Below are 18,313 nucleotides of genomic sequence, written 5' to 3'. Positions count from 1 at the left end.
AACAGGAACGCCCGCGCATGGCACATGAGAGCACCGGCGCCATCTACACCGCCGCCGGCGCCAACCTCGCCATCGCCCTGGCGAAGTTCGTGGGCGCCACCGTCACCGGCTCCTCCGCGATGCTGGCCGAGGGCGCACACTCGGTGGTGGACACCGCCAACCAGATCCTGCTGCTCGTCGGCCTGAAGCGCGCGAAGAAGCCGGCGGACGCAAGGCACCCGTTCGGCTACGGCCGCGAGGTCTACTTCTACGCCTTCATCGTCGCGCTGCTGATCTTCCTCGGCGGCGGCATCTTCGCGATCTACGAGGGTGCCCACAAGATCCGGCATCCGGAGCCCGCCGCCGACGCGAGCCTGTTCGGCTACGCGCTGCCGGGCTTCTGGGTGAACGTCGCCATCCTCGGCTTCTCCGTCGCGGCCGAGGGCTATTCCTGCTTCGTCGCGATGCGGGCGTTCTGGGCCGAGAAGGGCGACCGCTCGCCCTTGAGCGCGATCCGGCGCAGCAAGGACCCGGCCCTGTTCACGATCCTCGTGGAGGACGTGGCGGCGCTGATCGGCCTCGTCATCGCGCTCACCGGCGTGGTACTGGCCGACCTCCTCGACATGCCCGCGCTCGACGGCTGGTCCTCGATCGGCATCGGGCTCGTGCTCGTCGGGATGGCGATCTTCCTGATGATCGAGACCCACGGCCTGCTGATCGGCGAGGCCGCCGACCCGGAGGTCGTCGCAGCGATCCAGGAGGTCGTCGGCGCCGAGCCCGGGGTGAACCACGTCAACGAGGTGCTGACCCAGCACCTCGGGCCGACGGACATCCTCGTGAACGTGAGCCTCGACCTGGCCGACGACCTCACCGCGGGTGAGGTCGAGCGGATCTCGACGCGCCTCGACCGCGAGCTGAAGGCACGCGTGCCGGACGTGACGCGGGTGTTCATCGAGGCTCAGGCGCGCGCAAGTTCCGAACGAGTCGCGGGGCGCGAGAAGGCCGCCGCCGTCGGCGGCTGAGCGCCGGGACCACCTCCCGCTGGATCGACGCGGAGGTGGTTCCAGGCGAGCCCGCGCCGCGAAGGCGCGAAACTCGAAACCGCCCTTCCGCAGGGACCGCCAGCATTGGACGCGCGAGGTTTCTCGTGGTCGAAACCCGACGGGTGGTACCCAGGTCATGAACCCGCGTTCGACCCATCGCGGACCCTGGGAATGTCCGCTTGCAGATCGCTTGATGAACCAGAGACCGGCGGCCGATATGGGTTGGTTTGCGATGGTCTTCTGTCGATCGACCATTCGGAAAACGCCCCCTGCGAATGGAGCACGTCGGCACAACACGAAGGTCGGCGGTCTGGTGACCGCATGGCTCGCGGGGCTTTTCACCCTGATCGAAGGATACGAGCGTCCGGGACGGGCGTTCTAGGTTCGGGCGACTGTCACCCCATCGTGCCCAGGGCCGCTCCGCCACCAACCTGCACGCGGCCCTCGAAGCCGGGTCCCGGCCCAAATGAGCTCTGGACCGCCGCATGGACATCGAAGAGGCCGCCACGCCGAGACTGACCCGCGAGGATCGCTACCGGATCCTCGTCGAGGGCATCATCGACTACGCGATCTACATGCTCGACCCGGCAGGCGTGGTCACAAGCTGGAACAAGGGCGCACAGCGCTTCAAGGGCTACACTGACCACGAGATCGTCGGACAGCATTTTTCCCGGTTCTATACGGTCGGGGACAGGGCGACGGACCTTCCAGCGCGGGCTCTGATGATCGCCGAGACCGAAGGCCGCTTCGAGCAGGAGGGCTGGCGCGTTCGAAAGGATGGCAGCCTGATGTGGGCGCACGTTCTTATCGACCCGATCCGCACCGAGGACGGCACGCTGCTCGGGTTCGCCAAGGTGACCCGCGATCTCACCGAGCAGCAGGCCACGAAGGCCGCCTTGCGACAGAGCGAGCAGCGCTTCCGCCTGCTGGTTCAAGGCGTGCGCGACTATGCCATCTACATGCTCGATCCGACTGGGCGGGTGACCAGCTGGAACAAGGGCGCCCAGCGCTTCAAGGGCTACTCCGACGCGGAGATCATCGGCGAGCATTTCTCGCGGTTCTACACCGACGAGGACCGGGCGACCGATCTGCCGGGAACGGCGCTGGCGACGGCCACGAAAGAAGGCCGGTTCGAAGCCGAAGGCTGGCGCATCCGCAAGGACGGCTCACGCTTTTGGGCCAACGTCGTGATCGACGCCATCCGGGGTGACCACGGCGAACTCATCGGCTTCGCCAAGATCACACGTGACATCACCGAGCGACGCGACGCGCAGCAGGCGCTCGAAGAGACTCGTGCACGCTTCATCCAATCTCAGAAGATGGAGGCGGTCGGGCAGCTCACCGGAGGGGTGGCCCACGACTTCAACAACCTGCTCGCGGTGGTTCTCGGCAACCTGGAGCTTGCCCGCAAGCGCCTGCCGCCCGACCCAAAGCTCCGGCAGCTGATCGACAACTCGATCCAGGCCGCCCATCGTGGCGCGACCCTGACCAAGCGCATGCTTGCGTTCGCGCGGCGGCAGGAGTTGTCTACGACGCCCGTCGACGTGCCGGACCTCATCCGCGGCATGGGCGACATGCTGCAGCGGTCGATCGGCTTGAACATCCCGGTGAACATGCAGTTCCCACTGCAGCTTCCGCACGTTCTGGCAGACGCCAACCAACTCGAACTGGTCGTCCTGAACCTCTGCGTGAACGCACGCGACGCCACACCGGCCGGAGGCACGATCACGCTGGTCGCCCGCGAGGCCAAAGTTTCGGCCGAGGACGTCCAAGGCCTGAAGCCGGGCAACTACGTTTGCCTGTCCGTGATCGACACCGGCGAAGGCATGGATGCGGAGACTTTGGCGAAGGCGGCGGAGCCGTTCTTCACCACCAAGGGCGTCGGCAAAGGCACCGGGCTCGGCCTCTCGATGGCCCACGGCTTCGCCGAGCAGTCGGGCGGCCGTTTGCTCCTCAAGAGCGTCAAGGGCCAGGGCACGACGGCTGAGCTCTGGTTGCCCGAGGCCGACATGAGCAAAGCGATCCAACCCGACCGACAGGCCGAGCCGGAACTTCCGAAGCTCGACCCGGTCACGGTCCTGGTCGTCGACGACGATGCTCTGGTGCTGATGAACACGGCGGCGATGCTCGAAGATCTCGGGCACACGGTCGTCGAGGCGGTCTCCGGGGAGCAGGCTCTGCGCATCCTGCGTCGGTCGAGGGAGACCATCGATCTTGTCATCACGGATCAGATGATGCCCGGTATGACCGGGACGCAGCTGATCGACGCGATCTGGGCCGAGTATCCGGACATGGTCGCGATCCTTGCAAGCGGCTACGCCGAGCTGCCTCAGAACGGCCTGGTTCCGGTCCCGCGATTGACCAAGCCGTTCGGACAGTCGGAACTCGCGCGGACCCTCATGACGAGCTTGCGTCCGGAAGGTCTCGTTCTTCCCTTCCGCCCTAAGCTGGCCTGAGGCTGGCCTGTCGCCCTCCGCGACCGAGTCGGCCAGCCGAACTCCACAGAGAAGCGGGCGGTTCGGAGCGACAGACCAACGCGGCGACGCCGACCGACACCCGCTTTCGGCCGGTCGAATACCAAGTCTCATGGGTAGGAACCCATGAGGTCCGGCGGATTGCCGCCGCCCCGCAGTCGCGGGGGCCAGACCTCGATGAGTCGGGCTCATCGAGGTCTGGTCTAACGAGTCGCTTCCACGACGGAGCTCGGTCGGGAGCGGACCGCCTGCCCCAAAGCAAACGGTTGGACGCTCCTGTCCGCGCTTCTCGAACGTTCGGGCACGGTTCCCAGGCGTTCATGTCCACGCCTCGATCGGTGCCTGCCCGACCTGCTCCAGGCTGATCGCCCAAGTCCGCTCCTGCACCGCCTCGTCCCGGCTGTAGCGCGACGAGGTCTTCTCGCGGTTACGCGCGAAGTAGCGCCCGCTCACCCCCTCGGCCGCGGTCGCGGTCGCAAGGTGCAGCGTCGTCGCCGCGCCGGCGGCAGGGGTGCTGAGGAACGGACGGATCAGGTTCCAGGCGAGGCCGAACGCGCCGCCGGTGTTCTTGGCAAAGCCCGTGTCGATCACGCCGGGATGCAGGGCGTTCACTGTCACGGGCGCGCCGGCGAGGCGGCGGGCGAGCGCGTAGGTGAACAGCACGTTGCCGAGCTTGGCCTGCGAATACGCGCGCATCGCGCCGTAGGACCGCTCGGCCTGGAGGTCGTCGAAGGCGATGCGGCCGCGGGTGTGCGCGGCCGAGGCCACGTTGACGATGCGGGCGGCGGCGCCCGGCCGGCCGGAGGCCTTGAGCAGGTCGAGAAGCTCGAGGGTGAAGAGGACGTAGCCGAGATGGTCGAGGGCCCAGGTCCGCTCGAAGCCATCCACGGTGGTCTCGCGCCGGTCGAAGATCGCCCCGGCGTTGTTCACCAGCACGTCGAGGCGGGGATAGGCCGCGCGGACTTCGCCGGCTAGATGCCTGATTTCCGCCTGCGACGAAAGGTCGGCGACGAAGCGGTCGATCGCGGCGCCCGGCACGGCCGCGGTGAGCGCGGCCGCCGTCGCCGCGACCTTGCCAGGGTCACGGCCGACGATCCCGACCCGGGCGCCGGCCTTGGCCAGCCCCAGGGCGGTCTCGTAGCCGATCCCGGAGGTGGCGCCGGTGACCAGACACGTGCGCTTCGCCGGGGGGGCGCCCCGGCTCAGGCCCGACGCCACGTGGCGCGCCCTAGAACACCGCCTGACCGACGGCGAAGGCGATGACGACGATGACGATCGCGATCACCAGGAAGATGCCGAACAGGATCCGGGCGAGCGAGCCGGCGCCCGAGGCGATGCCGGTGAAGCCGAGGCCGCCGGCGATGACCGAGACGACGAAGCAGATGAGGGCCCATTTCAGAAGGGTCATGCCGAAAACTCCGGATCGAACCGGCGAACGGCCGGCGTGGAAAGCGTCCGATCAATGCGGCCCAAGCTCAACCGTTCCCGCCGACCCGCGCGGACGCGCCCGGAATTTCGGCCTCGTCCTGCGCCGGCGCGGCGCGGGCGAGCATGATCTCGGCCAGCGTGTGGTAGAGGCCGGTGCGGCAGACGGTCTTCGAGGCGGCGTCGGCCAGCACCGCCGCGATCATCAGCGGGATCATCATCGCGTGGTCCTGGGTCATCTCGGTGACGATGACGAAGGCGGTGATCGGCGCCTGCAGCACGCCGGCGAGGTAGGCGACCATCCCGGTCAGCACCAGCGCGCCGATCGGCACGTGCGGGAACACGTCTTGAAGCATGCCCCCGAGGCCGGCGCCCACCGCGAGCGAGGGCGCGAACAGACCGCCGGGGATGCCGCTGATCGCCGAGAGCGCGGTGGCGCAGAATTTCAGCGGCGCGAAGTCGAGCCGGGCTGCCGAATCGCCGTGCAGCAGCGCTTTCGCTTCCTCGTAGCCGGTGCCGTAGACCGATCCGCCCGAGGCGAGCCCCGCGAGCGCGACGCCGAGGCCGCACAGCCCCGCGAAGGCGATCGGATGCCGGGCGATCCAGCGTCCGCCCCGGCCCGGGAGCCCGCGCGCGAACAGGATCACGAGACGGCTGAACACGCCGCCGGCAAAGCCCCCCGCCGCGCCGAGGACGACCACAACGAGCCAGCCCTTGCCGAGCGGCAGCGTCACGTCGCTGGTTCCGAAATAGGTGTAGTTGCCGACGAGCCAGAGCGAGGTGAGGCCGGCGGCGACGATCCCGGCGACGATTAGGCCGGACGAGCGCGGCTCGTAGGCCCGGCCGAGCTCCTCGATCCCGAAGACGATGCCGGCCAGAGGCGTGTTGAAGGCGGCCGCGACCCCGGCCGCGCCGCCGGCGAGGATCAGGCCGGGCAGCCGATCCGGGGTGAGGCGGCCGACGGCGGCCATGATCGCGGCGCCGACCTGCACCGTCGGCCCCTCGCGGCCCGACGAGGCGCCGCAGGCGAGGCCCAAGGTCATCACCACGATCTTGCCGAAGGCGACGCGCAGCGAGATCAGGCGGTGGCGAAAGGCCGGATCGCGGGTGTGGCGCGCGGCGATCACCTGCGGGATGCCCGAGCCTTGCGAGTTCGGGAAGACGGTCCGCGCCAGCAGGGCCGCCAGCGCGAAGCCCGCGGGCGTCGCCACGAGGGCGACCAGCGGCGAGACGCCGACCAGCGCCTTGAAGCCGACCTGCGCCGCGTCGGCGCAGCGCGCCATCAGGACGGCGGCGAGGCCGACGCAGATGCCGCCGAACAGGAACAGCAACCGCCCGCGCCAGAGCGGGTAGGCGCCGATGGAGACGCGGCGCAGGCGCGCGATCGAGGCGCGGGTGCGGAAACGGGGCGGCATTGCGCGAGGACTCGACACCGACGGAACACGCTCGCCTCGGCAAGCCTGCCTGGGGCGAGGTTTGCGTCGGCCGCCCTGCCTTAGCGAGGAGCGGGCCAGGCCGCGAGGGGCGCGACGGCTATTTCTCCGCCGCGCACAGGGTCTCGACGGCCTTCACGTAGGATTTGGCGTCGAACTTCTTGAGCGAGTTCTCGCTCTGGTAGCGCACGGTGCCGAACACCTTGCGCCGCGCCCACGGCCGGTCGTGCAGGCCGTAGACCCAGGCGACGTTGGTGAACGAGTTCGCGTCGCGCCCGTCGAGGAAGTACCGGTTGTTGATCCGCAGGGTCCGCTCGAAGCCGACCTTCGGCGACGGCGACCACTCGAGGATCTTCTTGCCCCAATACATGCGCAACTGGTTGTGCATGTACCCGGTCACCCGCATCTCCGCCTGCGCTACATTCCAGTAACGGTCGTGGGTCTCGCCGGCCGCGAGCTGCGCCTCGGTGTAGCTGTAGGGCCGCGGATCCTCCGCGTGCTCGGCCAGCGTCTTCTGCGCCCAGTCGGGCACCGCCTTGGCGTAGTGGTCGTAGCCCTCGGTGTAGAAGACGTGGTTCGAGGCCAGCTCGCGCCGGACGACCAGTTCCTCGAGGTAGGCGCCGCGGTCGTCGTCGTCGCCGTCCTTCGCCGCGCGCACGGCGAGCGCGATCTCGACGGGCGAGATCTGGCCGAAATGCAGGTAGGGGCTCATGTGCGAAGCTGCCGCCGCCTCCGGCCGGTTGCGGCCGTTGCCGTAGCCGGACAGCCCGTCCTTGAGAAACGCCTTCAGGCGCTTGCGCGCCTGCGTCTCGCCCCCGACGAAGCGCTTCACCGGCCCGACGTCGGTGTCGAGGGTCATCCCGGCCAGGACCTTCATCGGGTCGGACGGATCGATCTCACTCGGGAGCTTCAGGCCGTCGGCTTTATGCTCGACCTTGCGGGCCGCGAGCGGCTCCACGAAATCGGCCCACAGCTTGTGCAGCTTTGGGCGCAGCGTGCGCGCGGCAAACTCGTGCTTGGGGGAAGCGGTCTCCACCGGGACCACCACATCGCCCTCGACCTGCACGACGCGGGTCTCGACGGCCTTCGCGATCTCGCCGTACCAGCTTTTCTGGATCGCGAGGTAGCCGCGATCAAGCACGAGGAGGGCGGCCTCGCGGCCGAGGTCGATCGCGATCTCGGCGGGCGAAGCCTTGCGCATGACGAAGCCGACGCCGCGCTTCTCCAGTCCCGCCTTCGCGTCGGCGAGCCCCTGGAGCAGGAAGGCGTAGTGCCGGGCGTTGGCCTCGGGAAACCCGTTGGCGCCGTCGAGCAGCCCGAAGCAGGCGACCACCGGTAGCCCGAGGCGGTTGCCTTCCTCGATCGCGTATTCCAGCGCCGGGTTGTGATGCGCGCGGTTGGCCTGCTGCAGCAGGTACAAGACGTAAGCGCCGCCCTTCCGCGGTGCGACATCGTTCAGGACCCGGAAGCGCTTTTCGTGAATCGCCATCGTCTCGCGTCGTCCCCAACCCGGTCCACGGCCCGGAACCGTACCGGCTCAGCTAGAGCGGAGATCGCGATCGTCCCGCGCGCACCAATGCGGGAGGGGCTGAAATCCGGGCCATAGCACAGGGCCGCATCGGTGGACGAAACCTGTTTTCGATCAGTCATTTGCATGCATTTGTCGCTCAAGGACGACACCAAGGACGGCCGAAGATTGATCGAACCCGTCTGCGACATTTTCAACACATGCTTCGACCGAGCTGCAGGTCGGGCCGAGAAACGACAGGGTCACTGACCGAACCCCCTTGTATTTCGGCGAGGGAGGATCAGATTGTGCAACGCGGGACAGCGATGGCGTCGCGGTCCTGCTGCCCTTCTTGGGCGTTTCCTCCCTAGACTTCGGGCCGCTCCTTCGGGAGTGGCCTTTTTTCTTGGTGCGCCCCTTCCCGCGTCGCCTCGAACCGTTTCCCGCGATCTGTCACCGTCGGCGCGGCTTTGCCGCCCCCGTGCCCTGGCCGCGCATCGAGGCGAGCCTAAGATCGTCTGGAAGGCGCAGAAGCGCCGCCGGGAGGACGACATCCTGCGCAGGCTCGCTGGAGCGCTGGCGATCGGGTTCGTATAGGCCGCGATCCCCGTCGGTCTCGGAGAAGCGGCCGAGGTGCCGACTTTCCAGGTCGATCCGGCTTGGCCGAAGCCACTCCCGAACAACTGGATCATGGGTCAGGCATCCGGCGTCGCGGTGGACGCCGACGACCACGTCTGGGTGATCCAGCGCCCGCGGACGCTCACCGACGACGAGAAGGCGGCGAGCCTCGATCCGCCGCGGACGAAATGCTGCAAGCCGGCGCCCCCGGTGCGCGAATTCGATCAGGCCGGCACGGTGCTGCGCTCCTGGGGCGGCCCGGGGCAGGGCTACGACTGGCCCGAGAACGAGCACGGCATCCAGGTCGACCCGAAGGGCTCCGTCTGGATCGCCGGCAACGGCGCGAACGACGGGCAGCTGCTCAAGTTCACGGCCGACGGGCGGTTCGTGATGCAGATCGGCAAGTCCGGCCCGCAGACCGACAGCCGCGACACGAGCCGCCTCGGCAGGCCCGCCAACGTCGACTTCGACGCCGCCAACGAAGTCGACGTCGCCGACGGCTACTACAATCACCGAATCATCGTGTTCGATTCCGAGACCGGGGCGTTCAAGCGGATGTTGGGCGCCTACGGCCGCCCGCCGACCGACGACAAGCTACCCGCCTACGATCCGGCCGCAGCTCCCTCGCAGCAATTCGCCAACCCGGTGCACTGTGTGAAGATCGCGCGCGACGGGCTCGTCTATGTCTGCGACCGCACCGACGACCGTATCCAGGTGTTCCGGAAGGACGGCAGCTTCGCGAAGGAGATGTTCGTCGAGACGAAGACCCGCGCCGACGGCACGGTCTGGGAGCTCGCGCTGTGGCCCGATGCCGACGAGAGCTTCCTCTTCAACGCCGACGGGGCGAACAACGAGGTGCGAACCCTGTCGCGCGCCACCGGCGAGACCCTCGGCGCCTTCGGCCGCAACGGCCGCGGAGCCGGGCAATTCCATTGGGTCCACAACCTCGCCGTCGATTCGAAGGGAAACGTCTTCACGACGGAGGTCGACACCGGCAAGCGCGCCCAGAAATTCCTCGCCTCGGGCAACTTCGTCCTACGCAAGCGCACGCCCTGAGCGACTTGCGCGCACGCCGCTCGCCCGCGGCCGCTTTCCCTGGCATTCTATGCCATGAACGTCGCGACGGGCGCGGTCGTGGAACGTCTTGAGATCGATGGACCGAATGGGCGACGCCACGTCGACGGCACCGCTGGCCAAGCGCCGCGTCCTGCTCGTGGAGGACGACTACTTCATCGTGTCCGATCTGGCGCGCAGCTTCGAGGCGGAGGGCGCCGAAGTGGTGGGACCGGCGGCGACCGTCGCCGACGGGCTGGCGTTGCTCGCCGAGGCGCCAGACCTCGACGGGGCCGTGCTCGACATCAACCTGCAGGGCGAGATGGTCTTCCCGCTGGCGGACGCGCTGACGGCGCGGGGTGTCCCCTTCGTCTTCGCCACCGGCTACGACCGGACGATGGTGCCGCCGCGCTACGCTGCGGTCGCCCATTGCGAGAAGCCGGTCGAGCCGGGGACGATCGCCCGCGTCCTGTTCGGGGCCTGAGCGCCGTCGGCGGCGCCTGGAGCATCGTCCATGATCTCTGGATCACGGACGATGCTCGAGCCGGGTGTGGTTGCATTTCCTTCACGCGAGCCGGCATCCACCTCGCTCGAAAATGCTCTAGGCGTCGCCCCCGTCCTCCGCCGGAGCCTCGACGACGCGTCCGAGCCGCGGCGCCAGCGCGAAGCGGATCGTGCAGCGCAGGCCGTCCGGCCGGTAGGCGAGGGTGGTCTCTGCGCCCAGTTCGTAGCGCAGGGTGCGCGTCAGCATCTCGGTGCCGAAGCCGAGCGGCGCCGGTTCGGCAGGCAAGTCGTGCAATCCGGTCTCGGTCCAGCCGAGCGAGAGGGTCGGCGCATCCCCGCACGAGTCGAGAGTCCAGGTGACGGCGATGCGGCCGTCGGGGACCGTCAGCGCCCCGTGTTCCATCGCGTTGCTGGCGAGCTCGTGGGCGGCCAGCGCGAACACCTCGGCGACACGCGGGGCCAGCAGCACCTTCGGCCCGACGATGTGGACGCGCTCGCCCTCGCGGGCCAGCAACGCCATCAGCGCATCGGCGACGATCGAGTGCAGGTCGAGGCCGGCCGACGGGTCGGCGATGCCGGCGCTCTGCACCCGTGCGATCGCACCGAGGCGGCCGTCGAGGCGCATCATGCAATCCTCGGCGCTTCGATCCGCATCGGCCGAGCGGCGGATGATCGCGCGGACCATCGCCAGGGTGTTGCGCGTCCGGTGCAGCACCGCGTCCACCTCGGGCGACGCCGACGCCGACGCATCCAGGTCGAGGCCGGCGGCGACGAGGCGTCGGCGCAGGGCCGCGTTCTCGGCTTCGAGCGCGGCGATCCGGCCTTCGTCGCTCATCGGACGGCCGTCGCTACGGAGGGATCGCCGCCACGCCGGGCGGCGCGGCGCGCGAAAGTGGCCGGAGCGAAACGGATCTCACTGCGCATCGAGATGCGCACCCTCGTGATCGAGGTGGAGGTAGTTGGGGTCGAACAGGGCCAACGCCATCAGCGCCGGCAGGTCGTGGATCGTCAGGCGCCGGCCCTTCCAGGTGATCTGGCCCGCGCCGCGCAGCTCCTGGATGGTCCGGTTCACGTGGACGCTCGACAGCCCGAGGGTGTCGGCGAGGTCGGCCTGCGTCACCCGCAGGTCGTAGGCGGTGCCCTCGGTGAGGCCGACCGCGCGCAGGCGCATGTACAGCTCGCACAGCAGGTGGGCGAGGCGCTCGACGGCGGAGCGCTGGCCGAGGCTCACCGTCCACTCGCGCTGGACCGCCGCGTTGTGCAGCATCTCCCACCACAGCGTCTCGGCGATGCGGGTCGAGCTCTCCGTCAGGCCCTCGATGGTGGGCTGGGTGACCCGGGCCAGCGTCACCGGGGTCAGCGAGGCGACGGCGTGGTCCATCTGGCGCAGTGTGAAGATGTGCGGGTCGCAGAGGTCGCCCGGCAGGAAGAACGCGATGATCTGCCGGCGCCCGTCCTGAAGCTGCTTGTAGCGGCAGGCCCATCCTTCGAGGACGAGATTGACGGCGCGCGGTTCGTCGCCCTCGTTGACGATGTCCTCGCGCGAGCCGAGGCGGCGCACGTTCTGCCCGGTCGCGTCCTCGAGCGCCTTGCGCTCCGCCTGGGAGAAACGGGTGAAGTTCTCCAGTTTCCGGATGAAGGGGTTGTTCATGCCGTCTCGAACCTGAGCGCCGAACCATGCTTGAGGACCGAGACGTCCCGGCGGTCGGCGCCAATTGCCGTCTGAAGGTGTAGCCGCCCGAGGTCACGACTCATAGAGGCATCTCGATCCGGCAGTGGACGCCGTCGGCCCCGAGCTCGAACCATGCCTGAGCGCGCAGGCTGTAGCTCAGCGCCTTCTCGATCAGGTCGCGCCCGAAACCGCGCCGCTCGGGCTCCGGCGGCATGGCGACCCCGCTCTCGGTCCAATCGAGCACGAGCAGCCGGCCGCTGGCCGGGTTCGCCTCCAGGGACCAGGCGATGGCGAGGCGGGCGCCGGCCTGTGCGAGGGCACCGTGCTTGATCGCGTTGGTCGCGAGCTCGTGCAGCGCGAGGGCGAAGGTCTGGACGTGCTCGAAGCCGAGGGCGACCTCCGGCCCGTCGATGGTGATCCGGCTGCCCTCCTCGGTTCCGTGGGCGCGCAGCTGGAGCCGCACCAGCTCGGCGAGGTCGACCGCGCCGCTGTCGGAGCGGCCGAACAGGCCCTGCACCCGGCCGAGCGCCTTCAGCCGCTCAGAGTAGGCCTCGACCGCCGACCCCGTTCCCAGGGTCTGCCGGGCGATCGACTGGACCACGGCCAGGAGGTTGCGGGTCCGGTGCTGCAACTCCGCCACCAGCACGCGCTGGCTCATCTCGGCGCGGGCGAGCACGGTGACGTCCATGAAGCTGACGACGACGCCCTCGATCCGGTTCTCGCCGTTTCGGTAGGGCGCGAGCCGCACGAGGAAGCGCGCGGAATCCTTCGTCCGGTCGATCTGCCGCTCGATCGTGTCGCTGCCCTGCATGATCGCGGCGACGTCCTCGGCCAGGTTCGGCAGGGTCAGCCGCCCGGCGAAGTCGGTGATCGGGCGTCCGCGGTCGCTCGGCAGGATGTTGAAGATCTCGGTGACCGCGGGAGTGTAGCTGCGGATCACGAGCTTGGCGTCGAGGAACACCGTCGCGATGTCGGTGCTGGCGAAGAGGTTGTGCAGGTCGGTGTTGGCGCGATCCAGCGCCTCGACCTTGCCGTTCAGCTCGGCGTTGACGGTGTAGAGTTCCTCGTTGACCGATTGCAGCTCCTCCTTAGAGGCCTCCAGCTCCTCGTTAGTGGATTGCAGCTCCTCGTTGACCGACACGAGTTCCTCGTTGGACGATTTCAGCTCCTCCAGCGCGGTCTCGTACTCCTCGATCAGCGATTGCAGCCGCTCGCGGGTCTCGCGCAGCTCCCGCTCGATCTGGAGCGCGACCTCGTCGTGGGCGGAGACCGAGCGCTTTTGCGCCGCCTCGCGGCTGATCGAGGGCCCTTCGTCGCTGAACAGCACGAGGAACAGCGGCTCCTCGGATCGCTGGGCGACGAGGGGTTCGATGGTCACGGTGACGATCTGGACGCGGCCGTCGTCGCCTTCGACGACGAGCCCCTCGCGCACCACCTGGGCGTTGGTGTCGACAGACTCGCGGAACGCGGCCCGGAGCTCGAGCCTCAACCCCTTGCGCGCCATCGTCAGCAGTTGACGGGTGGGAAGTCCCGCCGCCGCCTCGAGATATTTGCCGGTGCGGTTCGAGTAGTAGACCACGTCGCCCTGGCGGTTCACCGCGACGTGCGGCGGCGTGAACCGCTCCAGGACCTGCATCTCGACCGAATGGCGGAGCGCCAGGGAGCTGTTGCCGCCCTGGCGCGGTCTCAGGTCTCTGCCATGGGACATCGCGCGCAATCCGCTGAGAGCGAGGGGGACGCGGGGCTCGGTCGCGTTGTCGGCGCGGCTGCGGAAGATGCGGTGCTTCTTGTCGATCGGCGCAAACAGGTCGGCGAACTGGCTCAGGTTCTCCGACATGCCGAGGAACAGGAAGCCGCCGGGCCTCAGCGCGTAGTGGAAGGTCGGCAGCACCTGGTTCTGGATGCTGAGCCCGAAATAGATCAGCAGGTTCCGGCACGAGACCATGTCGAGCCGCGAGAAGGGCGGATCGCGGATGACGCTGTGGGGCGAGAAGATGCACAGGTCGCGCACGGTCTTGGCCAGCACGAAGCTCGCCCCGTCCTGCAGGAAAAAGCGGCGCCGGCGCTCGGGCGAGACGCCGTCGAGCAGCTGCTCCGGATAGCGGCCGGCGCGCGCGACGCCGAGGGCGTGCTCGTCGATGTCGGTGGCGAAGATCTGTACCCGGCAGGCCGCGGTCAGCGTCTCCATGTGCTCGATCATCAGGATCGCCAGCGAGAACACCTCTTCGCCGGTGGCGCAGCCCGGCACCCAGACCCGGACGGTCTGGTCGGCGCCGCGCCCCTCGAAGAGTTTCGGGATGACGCGTTCGCTGAGCATGGCGAACGCCTCGGCGTCGCGGAAGAACGTGGTCACGTTGATCAGGAGGTCGCGGAACAGGGCCGAGACCTCGACCGGGTCGCGACGCAGCCGCTCGACATAGGTGGCGACGACCTCGACCTGCAGGATCTGCATCCGGCGCTGGACGCGGCGCAGGAAGGTCTTGGTCTTGTAGCCGCCGAAGTCGTGCCCGACTTGGGCGCGCAGGATCGCGTAGATCTCCCCGCGCAGCTCGTCGGGCGACGGGCCGGCCTCGTTGCCGGCCAGGATCGTGTCGGTCATCGACAGGCTCGCCCGGTAGGCGACGAGCTTCGCGCCCATCTCGTGCGAGGGCACGCCGAAATCGACGTACCCGGTCGCGATCGCGCTGGAGGGCATGCTCGGGTGCTGCGGCCCGTCGCCATTGGCAATCTGGGCCAACGTGACGCCGCCGTGCTCCTTGATCGCCTTGATGCCGAGCGTGCCGTCGGAGTCGCCCCCCGACAGGATGGCCCCGCCGGCATACTCGCCCTGGTCGGCGGCGAGCGCGCTGAGGAAGATGTCGACCGGGTGACGCTCGCGGTGCTCGGCGCTCTGGTGGCGCAGGACGAGGAGCCCGTCACGGATGCCGACGACGGCGTCGGCCGGCAGGACGTAGACGTGGTTCTCCGCGACCGCGACGCCGTCGCTCGCGACCTCAACCGGCATGTCGGTGAAGCGCGAGACGATCTCGTGCAGCACGCTCTCGCGCCAGGGGCTGAGATGCGTGACGATGACGATCCCGAGACCCGGCATCGACGGCATGCCGCGGAAGAAGCCTTCCAGCGCCTCGATCCCGCCGGCCGACGCGCCGACGCCGACGATCAGGAAGCGTTCGGGCCGCTCCTGCGCGTCGTCGACGGCCTCGTCCCCGGAGCCTTGGCCCGAGCGCTGACCGGAGCTTTGGACCGCATCGTCATCGGGCATCATCGCGTGCTGTTCCCGCGACCACTTCGGCCCTGTCGCGAACGGGCATCGGAGAACCGCGACCCTGCCACGAAACCAGGGACGGCGGCACCGGCCTTATCCGCGCGCACGCGCCCGGATCATGAAATTGTCGTAGGTGTACTCCGCCACCTGGAACCAGAGGTATTCCTCGTTGCGGAAAGTCTTCATCGCCTCGTGGATCCGGCGGAAATCGGGGTTCTTGGCGGCGATTTCGGCGTAGACGTCGTTGGCCGCCTTCAGCGCCGCCTCCATCACATCCTGCGGGAACGGGCGCAGCTGCGCGCCCGTCGCCACCAGCCGGCGGAGGGCGCCGGGGTTGCGGGCGTCGTACTTCGCCTGGACGTCGGCGGCGACCTCGGCCGCCGCCGCCTGCAGGATCGCGCGATAGGGCTTGGGCAGGGCCTTCCACGTCTCGGCGTTGAGCCAGAAGTGCAGCATCGCGCCGCCCTCCCAGAAGCCGGGATAATGGTAGATCGGCGCCGCCTTCTGAAGGCCGAGGCGCTCGTCGTCGTAGGGGCCGATCCACTCGGCGGCGTCGAGGCGCTTGGCCTCGAGCGCGGCGGCGATCTCAGAGCCGGAGACCGCCTGCGGCACCGCGCCGAGCTTGGCCAGCACCTGCGCGCCGAGGCCGCCGATGCGGACCTTCAGCCCCTGGAGGTCGGCCGCCGTCTTGATCTCGCGCCGGAACCAGCCGCCCATCTGGGCGCCGGTGTTGCCGCCGGGCAGGCTGGCGAGCCCGTTCTTGGCGAACAGCTCCGCGAACAGGTCGTTGGCGCCGCCGGCGAGCCACCACGCGTTCTGGCCACGGGCGTTCAGACCGAAAGGGAGGGCAGTCGCGAGCGCGAGGGTCGGGTCCTTGCCGGGCGCGACGGTCGCCGGCCCGTGGCCCATCTCGACCGTCCCGGCCGCCACGGCGTCGAGCAGCCCGTCGGCCGTCACCGGCTCGCCCGGGCCCGTGACCTGGATCGCGAAGCGCCCGTCTGTCGCCTCGCCGACGATGCGGGCGAGGGCCTCGGACGCCCCGAACAGGATGTCGAGGTTCTTCGGGAAGGCGGAGGCCAACCGCCACCGGACCTCCGACCCGTTCTGCGCCGGCGCGGCGGCGAGCGCAGGCGCCGACAGCGCGGCACCGAGCCCCGCGGTGAGGAGCGCACGTCGCTTCACGGTCGTCATGGCACCTCCCTCAAGGCATCGGTCGCGGTCCCGCGGCCCTAACACGTCCGGCGCTGGTCTCGAAACCGCGGGCAGCGCGTGGTAGGGCGGTGCCATCGTGACACCGGCTTCCATCACCCTCCACACGGTCTGCGGCCTCGAAGAGCTCGCCCGCCACGGCGCGAGCGGCGTCGACCGCGTGCTGTCGCTGCTCGATCCGGGCACGCCGGAGCCGGCGGGCTTCGCCGCCTACGGGGCGCACCGACGCACGACCCTCTATTTCCACGATTGCCTCGGCCCGGGCGACGGCCTCGTCCCGCCGGAGCCCGACCACGTGGCTGAGATCCTGGCCTTCGGGCGCGACCGCGAGGCGGGGCCCGCCGCGCATCTCCTCGTCCACTGCCATTACGGCCTGTCGCGCTCGACCGCGGCGCTGCTGATCCTGATGAGCGACGCGGAGCCGACCGTTGAGGCGGAAACCCTCGTGCGGCGCCTGCACGCGATCCGCGAGCCGGCCTGGCCGAACGCGCGGATGATCGGCTTCGCCGACCGGATGCTCGACCGCCAGGGAACGCTGAACGAGGCGGTGCGGCGCCTACACAAGCTCCAGCTCGGTGTGCGCCCGCACCTCGCCGACCTCCTCCGCGGCCTCGGCCGTGGAGCCGAGGTCGACGCGGCCGAGGCCGCCTGAGCCGATCGGCTACTTCGGCGCCGGGGTGAAGACGCCGTCCTTCCAGACGTAGAGCACGTAGCCCTGGGCGGTGACGTCGCCCTTGCCGTCGAAGCCGACCGTGCCGAGCACGAGGTCGAAGCGCTCGGCATGCAGCGTCGCGGCGATGCGCCTCGGGTCCTGCGTCCGGGCAAAGTTGCCGGCGGCCACCAGAGCCTGGAGCGCGGCGTAGCCGTAGATCGTCGAGCCCGTCGGCTCGCCGCCCTCCGCCTTGAACGCCTTGACCACCTCGGCCGCCGCCGGCTGGCGGCTCGGATCGAGGTAGAAGGTCATCAGCACGCCGTTGCTGGCCCCGCCAGCGATCTTGGCGAAGTCCGGCGTGGCGATGGCGGAGGTGCCGAACCATTGCGGCCGGAAGCCGCGCTCGGCCGAAATCCGAACCAGACGGCCCATCTCGACGGCGTCGCCGCCGTAATAGGCGACCTCGATGCCGGCGGCCTTCAGCCGGTCGGCGAGAGCCGCGTCGTCGGCGTCGCTCGGTGAGAAGGCGGACAGCAGCGTCTCGTTGATCCCGATCCGGTTGAGGTTGTCCTTGGTCGCGTTGGCGAGCGCGCGCGCCGCAGGCGTCAAGTCCTGGAGGAGGGCGATCTTGCGGTCGCGGAACCGCTCGGCCAGCACGATCGCCGAGAGGCGCGCCTGGTCGTCGTCGCGCCCACAGACGCGGAAGATCGTCGGCAGGCCGCGATCGGTCAGCTTGGCCGAGACCGAGGCCGCGGTGATCATCGTGACGCCGTTCTGGCTGTAGACCTCGGACGCCGCGAGCGACGCGTTCGAGCAGACGTGGCCGACCACGAGGCCGACGTCCGAGCGCACGAAATGGTTGGCGACGGCGGTCGCGGTGTTCGAGTCGCAGGCGTCGTCCTGGACGTCGAGGCGAATGGTCTGACCGTCGAGGCCGCCCTTGGCGTTGGCGTCGCGGGCCGCAGCCTCGACCCCGCGCAGCACCTGCTCGCCGACGGAGACGTAGGCCCCCGAACGCGGCACCGCCACGCCGACCACGACGTCGGCCGCGGCCGGTCCCACCGCCAACATCGCGAACAGAAGTGCGGCGGCGCTGACACCGCGGAAGCAGGGGCCGGGCAGGTTCGGGCCGAACCGGAAAGCGCGTCCGATCGTCATCAGGCCCCTTCTCGGCATCAACGCCCCTCCCGGCAGGCGGCGCACGAAACGCTGCGCCGCGCCCCGGACGGCCGCCTGTTTCCGGGAAAACCGTCGATCCGGCAAGCCGCGGTGTCGTCTACCGTGCGTAGGCGTAGACGGATGCAGCGGAGGCGACGGGTCCTGCGACGGTGGAGAAGACGCTGACGACCTTCGAGACTTCGGTGAAGGGGGCGTTGGAGACGTAGACGAGGTCGCGGTTGCGCATGCGGAAGGCCTGGGAGGTGAACAGGCTGTTGGGGTCGCGCATGTCGATGCGGTAGACGACGGGGACGACCGGGG

The 18,313-nt window shown here is 69.3% G+C and carries 14 protein-coding genes and 1 pseudogene; 5 read left to right on the top strand and 10 right to left on the bottom strand.

Annotation, left to right across the window (positions count from 1 at the left end):
• Positions 1-17: 17 nt before the first annotated feature.
• Positions 18-1,001 carry a cation diffusion facilitator family transporter gene (locus tag FV234_RS07600; RefSeq protein ID WP_147828610.1) on the top strand — a complete coding sequence of 328 codons (984 nt, stop codon included), beginning with the start codon at positions 18-20 and terminating at the stop codon, positions 999-1,001.
• Between the two features lie 506 nt (positions 1,002-1,507).
• Positions 1,508-3,478, top strand: a complete 1,971-nt coding sequence (locus tag FV234_RS07595) for a PAS domain-containing sensor histidine kinase (RefSeq protein ID WP_147828609.1) — start codon at positions 1,508-1,510, stop codon at positions 3,476-3,478.
• Positions 3,479-3,814: 336 nt separating this feature from the next.
• Here FV234_RS07595 and FV234_RS07590 read toward each other — a convergent pair whose 3' ends face one another.
• From FV234_RS07590 to FV234_RS07575, 4 genes are all read right to left on the bottom strand, one after another.
• Positions 3,815-4,714, bottom strand: coding sequence for an SDR family NAD(P)-dependent oxidoreductase (locus FV234_RS07590; protein ID WP_246686133.1), 900 nt, complete (start codon positions 4,712-4,714; stop codon positions 3,815-3,817).
• A gap of 10 nt (positions 4,715-4,724) precedes the next feature.
• Positions 4,725-4,904, bottom strand: coding sequence for a DUF1328 family protein (locus FV234_RS07585; protein WP_147752961.1), 180 nt, complete (start codon positions 4,902-4,904; stop codon positions 4,725-4,727).
• Positions 4,905-4,971: 67 nt separating this feature from the next.
• On the bottom strand, positions 4,972-6,336 hold the full coding sequence (locus FV234_RS07580; RefSeq protein WP_147828608.1) for a chloride channel protein: 1,365 nt from the start codon (positions 6,334-6,336) through the stop codon (positions 4,972-4,974).
• 118 nt (positions 6,337-6,454) lie between these two features.
• Positions 6,455-7,843 carry a deoxyribodipyrimidine photo-lyase gene (locus FV234_RS07575; RefSeq protein ID WP_147828607.1) on the bottom strand — a complete coding sequence of 463 codons (1,389 nt, stop codon included), beginning with the start codon at positions 7,841-7,843 and terminating at the stop codon, positions 6,455-6,457.
• A gap of 621 nt (positions 7,844-8,464) precedes the next feature.
• On the opposite strand from FV234_RS07575, the gene FV234_RS07570 reads away from it, so the two are divergent.
• Positions 8,465-9,535 (top strand): hypothetical protein, encoded by a 1,071-nt coding sequence (locus tag FV234_RS07570; protein ID WP_147828606.1) that lies wholly within the window; start codon positions 8,465-8,467, stop codon positions 9,533-9,535.
• A 106-nt stretch (positions 9,536-9,641) separates the two neighbouring features.
• On the top strand, positions 9,642-10,016 hold the full coding sequence (locus tag FV234_RS07565) for a response regulator (RefSeq protein WP_147763650.1): 375 nt from the start codon (positions 9,642-9,644) through the stop codon (positions 10,014-10,016).
• 117 nt (positions 10,017-10,133) lie between these two features.
• Here FV234_RS07565 and FV234_RS07560 read toward each other — a convergent pair whose 3' ends face one another.
• From FV234_RS07560 to FV234_RS07545, 4 genes are all read right to left on the bottom strand, one after another.
• Positions 10,134-10,871: a sensor histidine kinase gene (locus tag FV234_RS07560; RefSeq protein WP_147828605.1), complete on the bottom strand. Its 738-nt coding sequence runs from the start codon at positions 10,869-10,871 to the stop codon at positions 10,134-10,136.
• 78 nt (positions 10,872-10,949) lie between these two features.
• Positions 10,950-11,687, bottom strand: a complete 738-nt coding sequence (locus tag FV234_RS07555; protein ID WP_147828604.1) for a Crp/Fnr family transcriptional regulator — start codon at positions 11,685-11,687, stop codon at positions 10,950-10,952.
• 100 nt (positions 11,688-11,787) lie between these two features.
• On the bottom strand, positions 11,788-14,973 hold the full coding sequence (locus tag FV234_RS07550; protein WP_246686132.1) for a CheR family methyltransferase: 3,186 nt from the start codon (positions 14,971-14,973) through the stop codon (positions 11,788-11,790).
• Positions 14,974-15,066: 93 nt separating this feature from the next.
• On the bottom strand, positions 15,067-16,164 hold the full coding sequence (locus tag FV234_RS07545; protein WP_147828603.1) for an ABC transporter substrate-binding protein: 1,098 nt from the start codon (positions 16,162-16,164) through the stop codon (positions 15,067-15,069).
• A gap of 94 nt (positions 16,165-16,258) precedes the next feature.
• On the opposite strand from FV234_RS07545, the gene FV234_RS07540 reads away from it, so the two are divergent.
• Entirely contained in the window at positions 16,259-16,834 is a 576-nt protein-coding gene (locus FV234_RS07540; RefSeq protein WP_187273614.1) for a protein-tyrosine-phosphatase, read from the top strand.
• 9 nt (positions 16,835-16,843) lie between these two features.
• Here FV234_RS07540 and FV234_RS07535 read toward each other — a convergent pair whose 3' ends face one another.
• Both FV234_RS07535 and FV234_RS07530 read right to left on the bottom strand, forming a co-directional pair.
• A complete protein-coding gene (locus FV234_RS07535; RefSeq protein WP_246686137.1) occupies positions 16,844-17,905 on the bottom strand; it encodes a branched-chain amino acid ABC transporter substrate-binding protein in 1,062 nt (353 codons plus the stop codon).
• Positions 17,906-18,110: 205 nt separating this feature from the next.
• A pseudogene (locus FV234_RS07530) lies at positions 18,111-18,313 on the bottom strand (sugar transporter); the annotation flags it as partial.

Origin of the sequence: Methylobacterium sp. WL8 (genome assembly GCF_008040045.1) — a bacterium.
Lineage (GTDB): Bacteria > Pseudomonadota > Alphaproteobacteria > Rhizobiales > Beijerinckiaceae > Methylobacterium > Methylobacterium cerastii.
This window is presented reverse-complemented; position numbering and strand designations above follow the sequence as displayed.